A 10,697-nucleotide genomic window follows, 5' to 3' on the forward strand; every position below is an offset into this window, starting at 1 on the left:
CCCTCCCCCTCCCCCGGCCCGCCGGCCGAGCCGTTCCGAAGGAAGTGTCCGCATGAAGCTCGCCAACCTCGCCGGCCGCCCCGTCGTCGTGCGCGACGACCGTGCCCTCGACATCGCGAACGCGAGCAAGGGAGCGATCGAGCCCCGCCTGGAGGTGCTCTCCGACCTGTCCCTCCACGACGAACTGCGCACCCTCGCCGAGCGGGCCGCGCAGGCGGACTGGCAGGAGTTCGACCCGCGCGAGCTGGGCCGGGTCGCCAAGCCGTACAAGGCCATCGGGGTCGCCCTCAACTACCGGGCGCACGCCGAGGAGTCCAACCTCCCGGTCCCCGACGAACCGTCGGTGTTCGCCAAGTTCGCCTCGTCCGTGGTCGGCCCCTACGACGCGATCGTCGTGGAGCCGCAGTACGACAAGGTCGACTACGAGGCCGAACTCGTGGTCGTCATGGGCCGCACCGGCAAGAACATCCCCGAGGCCGACGCCTGGGCGCACGTGGCGGGCGTGACCGCCGGCCAGGACGTCAGCGACCGCCGCGAGCAGTGGCGCAAGCCGATCAACCAGTTCACGCTGCCCAAGTCGTACGACACCTTCAGCCCGATCGGCCCGTATCTGGTGACCCTCGACGAGTTCGAGGACCCGGACGACATCGAGGTGGCCGGGTGGGTCGACGACCTGGAGGTGCAGCGCGGGCGTACCTCCGACCTCATCTTCAGCGTGCCCGAACTGGTCGCCTGGCTGTCGAAGCGGGTGACGTTCGAGCCGGGCGACCTGATCTTCACCGGCACCCCGGCCGGCTGCGGCGTCCGCCGCACACCTCGCCTCTACCTCACCGGAGGTAAGGTCCTGCGCACCGAGGTCACCGGCGTCGGCACTATGGTCAACCCGGTCATCGCCGGTTGAGTTCGAAGGAAGGCGGGGAGATCGTGACGGACACCGTGCGCGAGCCGGGCACGACGGGCGCCAGCCGGACGAGGGAGTTCTCCGAGCTCCTGCGCCACCATCATCGCGAGCTGGGCACGACCGATCCGCGGGACCTCGACGCGATCGAGATGGTCACCGACCTCACCCGCCTCGAAGCCCGGCTGACCAAGGACTTCGAGAAGCACGTGCACCGGCCGCTCGGTCTGACCTGGGCGGGCTTCCGGATCCTGAACGCTCTGTGGATCTACGGTCCGCTCGGCCAGCAGGACATCGGCCGGGTCTCGGGGTCCACCCGCGCCAGCATCTCGAGTGCGCTGGCGACTCTGGAGAACAGGGGTCTGGTCACCCGGGAACGCGTCGAGACCGACCGTCGTCAGCTCTTCGTCGAGCTCACCCCGGACGGCCGGGAGACGCTGCGGCTCGCCATCCAGGCGCAGACCGGGCGCGAGCGGGCCTGGACCTCCGTACTGCGTGACGATCAGCTCAGTGAACTGGTCCACCTGCTGCGTACGCTGGTCAACCAGGAGACCCCGCCCGCGGAATGACCGGGCCCGGGGAACCGCCCCCACCGACTCGTGCCCGGAGCCGCCGGAGCATGATGCCCGCGATCAGCCAGAAAAGTCAGAACCCTTACCGTCAAATATCTAACAGTTGGTTGGTTTCTCAAGGGAGAGAATCATGGTCCGTCGAGTCGTCACCGGTGTCAGCCCGAGCGGGAAGCCCGTGATCGTCAGTGACGGCGAGCCGCCGCGCACCCTTCAGTTCACCCACACCGTCGGCTTCGCCCGGTCGGTGGTGTGGAACACGGCCACCCCCGCCGTCCCGTCGGCCGACCCGACGGCGTCCCTCACGTCCTTCGTACCCGCTCCGGGCGAGACCGTGGCGCTGACCGTCACCTTCCCGCCGGCCGACGTCTACGCCGACCCGGGCTGGGACCCCGCGGCCGCGGCGGCCGAGCAGCTGGAGGCCAGCCCCGGCCTCGCCGAGCTCTTCGAGCCCGACAACCCCGGCATGCACACCACGCCCACCGTGGACTACGGCGTCGTCCTGAGCGGCGAGGTCGTCCTCGACCTCGACGGCGGCGAGACCGCGGCGCTGAAGCCCGGCGACATCATCGTGCAGAACGCCACCCGGCACGCCTGGCGCAACCTCGGCACGGAGCCCGCCACGGTGTTCTTCGTCCTGATTGGTGCGGGAGTCACCTCATGAGCGCCCCGACGACCGCGGCGCCCGGCGCGCCCGTCGTCGAGCTCGACCTCGCCGAGCTGCGCCGCGACCCCTACCCCGCCTATGCCGAGCTGCGCCGCACCGCCCCGCTCGCCTGGGTCCCCTCCGTGGGACGGCACCTGCTCACCCGGTACGACGACATCGTCCACGCCGAGAAACTGCCCGAGGTCTTCAGCTCCCGCGAGGACGGCTCGCTGCTGCTGCGCACGGTCGGCCCGAACATGCTCCGCGAGGACGACCCGGACCACCGGCGTCTGCGGGCCGCGGCCGAACCGCCCACCCGGCCCCGCCAGGTCCGCGACCGATGGGCCGCCTCGTTCGAGCGCACCGCGCACGCGCTGCTCGACAAGATCTCCGGCCGCGGCGACGCCGACCTCGTCCGCGACTTTGCCGAACCGCTCGTCGCCGCCAACCTGGCCCTGGTGCTGGGCATGCGTCACACGAGCGCCCACAACGTCGCCGACTGGTCGCGGGCCATGATGGCCGGCAACAGCAACTACGCCGACGACCCGGACATCTGGCTGCGCGCGGAGCGGGCCACCCGGGGAATCGAGGACGCGGTGGCAGAGCGGCCGACGCGGTCCGGGGCGCACCCGACGGCTCGGTGATCTCCTCCATGGTCCACGCGGCCGAGCCGATCGCGCTCGCCGAGATCCAGAACAACGTCAAGGTCATCATCGGCAACGAGCCGCGTGACGTCTTCGGCGTCGGTGCCTGGGCCCTGCTGCGCCGCCCCGAGGTACTGGAGCGCGTGCTCAAGGACCCGGCGGCCTGGAAGCGGGTCTTCGAGGAGACCGCCCGCTGGATCTCGCCGATCGGCATGTACCCCCGCCAGCTCACGCGGGACTACGAGATCGCCGGCGTCACCCTGCCCGCGGGCAGCCGTGTCGCCCTCGTCATCGCCTCGGGCAACCGCGACGAGTCGGTCTTCGAGCGGCCGACGAGTTCGATCTCGACCGCCCGCACCGCCCCCACCTGGCCTTCGGCGGCGGACCGCACTTCTGCATGGGCGCGTGGATCGCGCGCCACGAGGTCAGCGCCGTCGCCTGGCCCCTGGTCTTCAGCCGCCTGAAGGGACTCCGCCTCGCCGAATCCGCGACGGCGTCCGACGGCAATTCCGCCGGGGACGGCCTGGAGGGCTGGGTCTTCCGCGGACTCACCTCGCTCGACGTCACCTGGCGGACATCCGCCTGACAGCCCCACCAGCGCCCCCGGGCCACCCCGTTCCACACCTGGCTCGATCACCCGGATCACGAAGGTAGAGCCGCCTGAGCCGTCCCCACCGGGAGGACTTCATGCCCACCGTCATCTTCCAGCTGCCCGACGGGACCGAACGCAAAGTCGTCGCCGCCTCGGGGACCGTGCTCATGCAGGCGGCCGTCTCCGGCGGCGTCGAGGGCATCGTCGCCGAATGCGGCGGCAACGCCGCCTGCGCCACCTGCCACGTCTACGTCGCCTTGTCACAGGCGGAGTTGGCGGGACCGCCGAACGACGTCGAGGACGAGATGCTGGACTTCACCGCCGCCGAACGCCGGCCCACCAGCCGGCTCAGCTGCCAGATCCACCTCTCCGACGCCCTCGACGGCCTGGTCGTCCACGTACCCGAGGAGCAGGTATGACCAGCTCGACGGGCGTGGTCGTCGTCGGCGGCGGACAGGCCGGATTCAGCGTCGTGTCGACACTGCGCGCCTCCGGCTACGACGGCCCCCTCACCGTGTTCGCCGCCGAGCCCCATCTGCCCTACCAGCGGCCGCCGTTGTCGAAGAAGGCCCACACCTCGCCGGAGAGCCTGCGCGTCGAGCTGGTGCCGGAGTCCTTCTACCGCGAGCGGAACATCGACCTACGGCTCGGGGACGACGTGGTCACCCTCGACACCGCCGCCCGCGCGGTCGTCTCCCGCACCGGGTCCCGCGTTCCCTACGCCCACCTCGTCCTGGCCGCCGGCGCCCGCAACCGTCCGCTGCCCGTCCCCGGCGCCGAGCTCGACGGCGTCCACGCCCTGCGCTCCCTCGACGACGCCCTGGCCATCGGCCGCGCGCTGACCACGGCCCGTGACGTGGTCGTCGTGGGCGGCGGATTCATCGGCCTGGAGCTGGCCCGGGTCGCGCTGGCACGCGGCGCACGCGTGACCGTGGTGGAGCTGGCCGACCGGTTGCTGAGCCGGGCCCTGTCACCGGAGGTGGAGACCCCTCTACGGGAACGGCACGAGCGGGCCGGTGTCCGCATCCTGACCGGGACGGGCGTACGGGCCCTCAAGGGACCGGGCCGGGTGGCGCAGGTCGTCACGGACCGCGAGATCCTGCCCGCCGACCTCGTCGTCTACGGCATCGGCGCCCTCCCCCGGGACGACCTGGCGCGGGAGGCCGGACTGGCCGTGGCGGACGGCGTCCTGGTGGACGAGCAGCTGCGCTCGGTCACCGATCCCCGGATCTCCGCCGTCGGCGACTGCGCCCGCCACCCGCATCCGCGCGCACCGGGGCCGATCCGGCTGGAGTCCGTGCAGAACGCCATCGACCAGGGAACACTGGTCGGCCGACGCATCGCCGGCTCACCCTCCACGCAGGAGAGCCTGCCGTGGTTCTGGAGCGACCAGGGCGACCTCAAGCTACAGATCGCAGGGCTGCGTTCTCCCACCGACGAGGTGCGCCTCGCACCCGGTGACTCCCCACAGCGGCTGGCCGGGTACGCCTTCCGCGACGGTCTGCTGGTGGCCGTGGAGACCCTGAACTGGCCCGCCGAACATCTGGCCGCCCGCCGGCTGCTGGAGCGGGGGACACCGATCTCCACCGACGACCTGGCGGGCACGACCCTGAGCATTCTCGCCCGGGCGAGACGCGCATCGGAGGCGAGGACATGACCAGCACCTTCGGCGCCCACCTCGTCACCACCGCGGCCGAGGCCGGGTCCCGGACCGCCCTCGTCTTCGAGGACCGGACCTGGACCTACGCCGAACTGGACCTGGCCGTACGGCGGACCGTGGCCCGCCTCGACAAGTACGGGGTGCGCAAGGGCGATCGCGTGGTGATGCAGGGCGCGGCCCGGCCCGAGGCCCTGATCACGCTGTTCGCGGTGACGCGGATGGGGGCGGTGCTCGTGCCGCTGCACCCGCAGGTGACCGAGGGCGAGCTCACCGTCGTCTGCGAGGAAACCGCGCCGCGCGCGGTGGTGGGCGGCGAGGGATTCCCGGACGGGACGGGCATCCGGCTGACATGGGACGACCTGCACGTCGACGACGAGCCGTCCGCGCCCGTCGCCGGAGAGCCCCCGACCGGCTCCGACATCGCGATCATCGCATTCACGTCCGGCACCTCCGGCCGCCCCAAGGGCGTCGCGCTGACCCACGACAACCTGTACTGGAGCATGGCGGGCGGGCTGTCACGACTGCCCGTCAGCGAGGACGACACCGCCCTCGTCTCCACACCGCTGGCCCACGTCGCCGTGCTCGGCGGGCTTCCGCAGTACACCTGGGCACGGCGCGGGACGGTGATCCTGGCCCCGCGCTTCGACCCCGACCTGTTCATGGACCTGGTCCGCGACCACCGGGTCACCTGCGCCTTCGCCGTACCGGCCATGTCCGCCCTGCTGGCCCGCCACCCCCGCTTCGGCAGTGGCGATCTGGACGGCCTGCGGTGGATCCTGTCCGGCGGATCACCGGCCCAGACCGCCACCCGCGAGCAGTTCCGGGCCCGCGGGATCGGTGTGGTCAACTCCTACGGGCTGACGGAGACCAGCGCCGGCGTGACGTACTCCGCACTCGACGAGACGGCGGACTCCACCGGATCGCCGTTCCCCCAGGTCGAGTTGAGGACCGTGGACGAGACCGGGGCGACGACCCGGGCCGGCTTCCCGGGGGAGATCTGGGTGCGGGGGCCGTCGGTGGCGGACGCGTACTGGACCGCCGCCGGAACGGTACCCGTGACCGACCGGGAGGGCTGGTTCCGCACCGGGGATCGCGGACGGATCGACGCGGAGGGCCGCCTCTCGGTCGTCGGCCGGGTCAAGGACACCATCATCACCGGCGGGGAGAACGTCGATCCCGCCGAGGTCGAGAACGCCCTCGCCGACCTCCCCGGTGTCGTCGAGGTAGCCGTGTCCGGGGCGCCGGACCCGGTCTGGGGCGAGGTGGTGACCGCCTTCCTCGTCACCGACTCGGCCACGCCGACCCTGGACGACGTCCGCGGTCACCTCGACGGCCGGCTCGCCCGGCACAAGTGGCCCCGGCGCCTGTGCGTCGTCCCCGCACTCCCCCGTGGGGCCACCGGAAAGCTGCAGCGCGCGCGGCTGACGACGCTGCTGGACAACTGACCCACCCTCCACACCTCCCCGAGACCGCGCCCGAGCCGGCGCCGTCTCCCCTGCCCTACAACCGAGGAGACGCCATGAGTGCGACCATGCGAGCCGCGCGGATGCACGCCGTCGGCGAGCCGATGAGGATCGAGGAACTCCCCGTCCCCGAACCCGGCCCCGGTGACGTCCGCGTGGCCGTCCACGCCGTCAACATCGTCCCGAACCTGGCCAACATCCTGCACATGTGGACGACCTGGTTCCCGCACAGTCCCCTGCCGACCCTTCCGGCGATCTTCGGACTGGACCCGGCGGGCGTGGTCGAGGCCGTGGGCGAGGGCGTCCACGCCTTCCAGCCGGGCGACCGGGTGTACGTCAACCCGGGCCGTTCCTGCGGATCGTGCCGGTCCTGTCGTCACGACGACTCGATCAACTGCGCCAGCTACGCCTTCGCCGGATACTTCGGCTTCTCACCGACCGCGCTCGACCTGCTCGACCGCTACCAGGGCGGCCTCGCCGAGTACATGGTGGCGCCCGCCTACAGCCTGGTGAAGCTGCCCGACGCACTGTCGTTCGACGCGGCCGCCCGCTTCGGCTACCTCGGCACCATGTACTCCGCTCTCCGCAAGGCCGGGGCGGGCCCGGGCAAGACCATCCTCGTCAACGGCATCAGCGGCACGTTGGGCATCGGCGCCGCGCTCCTCGCCCCCGCCCTCGGCCTGACCCGCGTGTACGGCACCGGCCGCGACAAGAACCTGCTCGACCAGGTCGGCAAACTGGCGAACGGTCGGCTGAACCTGCACTCCCTCGACGACGGCCCGGCCGACGAGTGGATCCACGAGCAGACCGACGGCTACGGCGTCGACATCTACATCGACGCGCTCGGCCCCGGCGCCCCGCACGAGACCTTCCGGGCCGGCATGCGCGCCATGGCGCGCGGCGGCATCGCGGTGAACATCGGCGCCGTCGCGGGTGACCTGCCCATCGACATCCACCGCATGATGGACCAGCAGCTGCGGCTGATCGGTTCGGCGTGGTTCACCTCCGGCGAGGGCCAGGTCATGGCCGACATGGTCGAGGGGGGCCTGCTGGATCTCAGCCCGCTCGAACACCAGGTGTTCCCGCTGGAGCAGGTCAACGACGCCATCGGCGGCATCGCCCACCGCAACGGCGGCTTCAGCAACTTCATCATCAGTCCGACCGCCACCGCGTGAGCGACCTGAGCGACCTGACGATCTGACGGCCGACTCCTGACCGGAGGCCGTCGGTACTCCCCTGACCGACGGCCTCCTCCTCTCCCCCTCCCGACCTCTGGAGACCTGATGCACACCTCGCCCTCCCCACGCCCGGCCGACCCCCTCGACCTGCTGGAACTCGACAGCCTGCTGACGGCGGACGAGCGTGCCGTACGCGATGCCGTACGCACCTTCTGCGACCGGCGCGTCGAACCGCACATCGCCGAGTGGTTCGAACAGGGCGAGATCGAGGACATCCGCGGCCTGACCAAGGAACTCGGCGACCTCGGCCTGCTGGGCATGCACCTGGAGGGCTACGGCTGTGCGGGGATGAGCGCTGTCGACTACGGCCTGGCTTGTCTGGAACTGGAGGCGACGGACTCCGGGCTGCGGTCCCTGGTGTCGGTCCAGGGCTCGCTGGCCATGTTCGCGATCCACGCCTTCGGCTCCCAGGAGCAGAAGACGCAATGGCTGCCTCCGCTCGCGGCCGGCACCGCCATCGGCTGCTTCGGACTCACCGAGCCCGACTCCGGATCCGACCCCGGCAGCATGCGCACCACCGCCCGCCGGGACGGCGACGACTGGCTCCTGGAGGGGCGCAAGATGTGGATCACGAACGGCTCGGTAGCCGACGTGGCCATCGTCTGGGCCCGCACCGAGGGCGGCGTACGCGGCTTCGTCGTCCCCACGGACACCCCCGGTTTCTCGGCACCCGCCATCAAGCACAAGATGTCCCTGAGGGCCTCGGTGACCAGCGAGCTGGTACTCGACTCGATACGACTCCCCGGCTCCGCCGTGCTGCCCGAGGTACGGGGACTGCGCGGGCCGCTGTCCTGCCTCAACGAGGCGCGCTACGGCATCGCGTGGGGCGCGATGGGCGCCGCGCGGTCCTCCTTCCGGGCGGCGCTGGCCTACTCGGGCGACCGGGTCCAGTTCGACCGCCCGATCAGCTCCTTCCAGCTGACCCAGGCCAAACTGACCGACATGGCACTGGAGTTGGCCAAAGGCACGCTCATGGCCTTCCACCTCGGCCGCATCAAGGACGACCGGGGCCTGCGCCCCGAGCAGGTCAGCTACGGCAAGCTCAACAACACCCGCGCCGCACTGGAGATCTGCCGCACCGCCCGCACCGTCCTGGGCGCCAACGGCATCTCACTGGAGTACCCGGTCATCCGGCACGCCAACAACCTGGAGTCGATCCTCACCTACGAGGGCACCGTCGAGATGCACACCCTCATGATCGGCCAGGCTCTGACGGGGCAGGCGGCCTTCCGGTGAGTGGTGCGCCGGGCGCCGACGTCCGTCGGGTCGGTGTCATCGGCTGCGGTCTGATGGGTGCGGGCATCGCCGAAGTGTGCGCCCGGGCCGGGCTGGACGTGGTCGTCCACGAGGTGAGTCCGGACGCGGCCGCTGCCGGACGGGTCCGGATCACCACCTCGCTCGACCGGGGCGTACGGCGTGGCAAGCTCACCGGCGAGGAACGCGACACCGCGCTGGCCCGCATCCGGGTCAGCCCCGACCTCACCGAGTTGGCCGACCGGGACCTGCTGGTGGAGGCGGCGACGGAGGACGAGGAGACCAAGGTCGAACTGTTCGCCGAGCTCGACCGGATCGTCCTCCGCGAGGACGCGCTGCTCGCGTCGAACACCTCGTCCCTCCCCATCATGAAACTGGGCATGGCCACCACACGCCCGCACCAGGTGATCGGGGTGCACTTCTTCAACCCTGTCCCCGTCCTCGACCTGGTGGAGATCGTGCCGTCACTGCTGACGAGTACGCAGACCCAGCGGTGCGCCGAGCAGTTCGTCACCGACGTGCTCGGCAAGCAGGTGATCCGCTGCCAGGACCGGGCCGGGTTCGTGGTGAACGCCCTCCTGGTGCCGTACCTGCTCTCCGCGATCCGCATGGTGGAGTCCGGCTTCGCCTCTGCGGAGGACATCGACAACGGGATGGTCCTCGGCTGCGCCCACCCCCTGGGCCCGCTGAGTCTGGCCGACCTGATCGGCCTGGACACCCTCGGGGCGATCGCCGACGCGATGTACGCCGACTTCAAGGAACCCCTGCACGCCGCGCCTCCGCTGCTGCTGCGCATGGTGGAGGCCGGGCTGCTCGGACGAAAGTCCGGGCGCGGCTTCCACGACTACTCGGAACCGAGGAAACGCGACTGACCCGTGGGTGAAGTAAGCCCGCGACATGCTCCCACCGGCAACGGCGAGCCGGTGCGGGGCTTGTCATACCGAGCCGCACTGCAACAGGGCGGAACGAAACTCGGCGGTTGCCAGGGACTCCACTTGGTAGCGGTAGTTGGACGTCGCGACGCGCTGTGGGGAGGCGACAAACTGGAACTGATTGCCGTCGCCCGTGACGACCAGACCGATGTCCCCCGCTGCCACCACGGAGCGAGCACCGGTCGCCATAGGCGTGCCCTCCAGGGGCAGCGACTGCTGTCGCCATGGACGGCCCCACCACCTACCCAACAATGGTGCCGGGCCTCCCTACATCCCTCGGCGCTCCGTACCCACGCGTCACTGGATCCGGCACAGAAGATCCTGATACATCATCTCGACGAGTCCAGTCCGGCGAAATCACACGGTTTCCCGGATACGGTCGAGGACTTCAGGGCACGGGGCTCAATGGATGCGTCGGTGATGCTGCTTGGCGCTGTACTCGTTCACGTACTGCCCGCGCGGCCCCGCGAATAGACCTTCGACCACCAGCCGGCGCACTGCGGCTGCGGCTTCATTTGTGTCGACCTGGAACGCGGTTGATCCGGTAGGCCCGCTCAGCCGTGCGATCTTGGCAAGCGCGGGCAAATAGATGCCCTGCTCCGTACACGACAGCCGCACTCACCGGCGCAGTGGCTCCACGTCCTCCTCGCTCGCCACCAGCACGACGACGACAGTCATGACCTGCCTCCCATCCAGCTGGCCCTAGTAGATCGTCGCGGCTTAATTTCGCTGTGCGGTTGGGTAGAGGTGGCGTAGTTTCACGCGTGCGTCGTCGGTGGTGAAGTGCCAGTCGACTTGGCG

The 10,697-nt window shown here is 70.7% G+C and carries 12 protein-coding genes; 11 read left to right on the forward strand and 1 reads right to left on the reverse strand.

Annotated features, from left to right (window positions below):
• Positions 1-52 precede the first annotated feature (52 nt).
• The 11 genes from P1P70_RS32490 (at position 53) to P1P70_RS32540 (ending at position 9,836) form a co-directional block, all read left to right on the forward strand.
• Positions 53-901: a fumarylacetoacetate hydrolase family protein gene (locus tag P1P70_RS32490; protein WP_319244185.1), complete on the forward strand. Its 849-nt coding sequence runs from the start codon at positions 53-55 to the stop codon at positions 899-901.
• Positions 902-924: 23 nt separating this feature from the next.
• Positions 925-1,467 carry a MarR family winged helix-turn-helix transcriptional regulator gene (locus P1P70_RS32495; protein ID WP_319244187.1) on the forward strand — a complete coding sequence of 181 codons (543 nt, stop codon included), beginning with the start codon at positions 925-927 and terminating at the stop codon, positions 1,465-1,467.
• 133 nt (positions 1,468-1,600) lie between these two features.
• The gene (locus tag P1P70_RS32500) at positions 1,601-2,131 is read left to right on the forward strand and encodes a cupin domain-containing protein (RefSeq protein ID WP_319244189.1); all 531 of its coding nucleotides are present in this window, start codon (positions 1,601-1,603) and stop codon (positions 2,129-2,131) included.
• Positions 2,128-2,757: a hypothetical protein gene (locus tag P1P70_RS32505; RefSeq protein ID WP_319244191.1), complete on the forward strand. Its 630-nt coding sequence runs from the start codon at positions 2,128-2,130 to the stop codon at positions 2,755-2,757. The genes P1P70_RS32500 and P1P70_RS32505 overlap by 4 nt, the downstream gene beginning before the upstream one ends.
• A complete protein-coding gene (locus tag P1P70_RS32510) occupies positions 2,754-3,221 on the forward strand; it encodes a cytochrome P450 (RefSeq protein ID WP_319244193.1) in 468 nt (155 codons plus the stop codon). The genes P1P70_RS32505 and P1P70_RS32510 overlap by 4 nt, the downstream gene beginning before the upstream one ends.
• A gap of 223 nt (positions 3,222-3,444) precedes the next feature.
• On the forward strand, positions 3,445-3,768 hold the full coding sequence (locus P1P70_RS32515; RefSeq protein WP_319244196.1) for a 2Fe-2S iron-sulfur cluster-binding protein: 324 nt from the start codon (positions 3,445-3,447) through the stop codon (positions 3,766-3,768).
• Positions 3,765-5,006 (forward strand): NAD(P)/FAD-dependent oxidoreductase, encoded by a 1,242-nt coding sequence (locus tag P1P70_RS32520; RefSeq protein ID WP_319244197.1) that lies wholly within the window; start codon positions 3,765-3,767, stop codon positions 5,004-5,006. Before P1P70_RS32515 ends, P1P70_RS32520 begins: the two co-directional genes overlap by 4 nt.
• Positions 5,003-6,454: a class I adenylate-forming enzyme family protein gene (locus tag P1P70_RS32525; protein WP_319244198.1), complete on the forward strand. Its 1,452-nt coding sequence runs from the start codon at positions 5,003-5,005 to the stop codon at positions 6,452-6,454. Before P1P70_RS32520 ends, P1P70_RS32525 begins: the two co-directional genes overlap by 4 nt.
• Positions 6,455-6,528: 74 nt before the next feature.
• On the forward strand, positions 6,529-7,647 hold the full coding sequence (locus tag P1P70_RS32530) for an alcohol dehydrogenase catalytic domain-containing protein (protein ID WP_319244199.1): 1,119 nt from the start codon (positions 6,529-6,531) through the stop codon (positions 7,645-7,647).
• 108 nt (positions 7,648-7,755) lie between these two features.
• Positions 7,756-8,946 carry an acyl-CoA dehydrogenase family protein gene (locus tag P1P70_RS32535; RefSeq protein WP_319244200.1) on the forward strand — a complete coding sequence of 397 codons (1,191 nt, stop codon included), beginning with the start codon at positions 7,756-7,758 and terminating at the stop codon, positions 8,944-8,946.
• Complete coding sequence (locus tag P1P70_RS32540) at positions 8,943-9,836, forward strand: 3-hydroxybutyryl-CoA dehydrogenase (protein ID WP_319244201.1); 894 nt, start codon at positions 8,943-8,945, stop codon at positions 9,834-9,836. Before P1P70_RS32535 ends, P1P70_RS32540 begins: the two co-directional genes overlap by 4 nt.
• A 63-nt stretch (positions 9,837-9,899) precedes the next feature.
• Here P1P70_RS32540 and P1P70_RS32545 read toward each other — a convergent pair whose 3' ends face one another.
• Positions 9,900-10,085, reverse strand: a complete 186-nt coding sequence (locus P1P70_RS32545) for a hypothetical protein (protein WP_319244202.1) — start codon at positions 10,083-10,085, stop codon at positions 9,900-9,902.
• Positions 10,086-10,697 lie beyond the last annotated feature (612 nt).

The organism is Streptomyces sp. MB09-02B, from assembly GCF_033794485.1.
GTDB lineage: Bacteria > Actinomycetota > Actinomycetes > Streptomycetales > Streptomycetaceae > Streptomyces.

Bases quoted from the DNA above. Each gene is read 5' to 3' on its own strand.
- P1P70_RS32520 (WP_319244197.1), top strand. From the start codon at position 3,765: ATGACCAGCTCGACGGGCGTGGTCGTCGTCGGCGGCGGACAGGCCGGA.
- P1P70_RS32525 (WP_319244198.1), top strand. From the start codon at position 5,003: ATGACCAGCACCTTCGGCGCCCACCTCGTCACCACCGCGGCCGAGGCC.
- P1P70_RS32490 (WP_319244185.1), top strand. From the start codon at position 53: ATGAAGCTCGCCAACCTCGCCGGCCGCCCCGTCGTCGTGCGCGACGAC.
- P1P70_RS32505 (WP_319244191.1), top strand. From the start codon at position 2,128: ATGAGCGCCCCGACGACCGCGGCGCCCGGCGCGCCCGTCGTCGAGCTC.
- P1P70_RS32500 (WP_319244189.1), top strand. From the start codon at position 1,601: ATGGTCCGTCGAGTCGTCACCGGTGTCAGCCCGAGCGGGAAGCCCGTG.
- P1P70_RS32530 (WP_319244199.1), top strand. From the start codon at position 6,529: ATGAGTGCGACCATGCGAGCCGCGCGGATGCACGCCGTCGGCGAGCCG.
- P1P70_RS32515 (WP_319244196.1), top strand. From the start codon at position 3,445: ATGCCCACCGTCATCTTCCAGCTGCCCGACGGGACCGAACGCAAAGTC.
- P1P70_RS32545 (WP_319244202.1), bottom strand. From the start codon at position 10,085: ATGGCGACCGGTGCTCGCTCCGTGGTGGCAGCGGGGGACATCGGTCTG.
- P1P70_RS32535 (WP_319244200.1), top strand. From the start codon at position 7,756: ATGCACACCTCGCCCTCCCCACGCCCGGCCGACCCCCTCGACCTGCTG.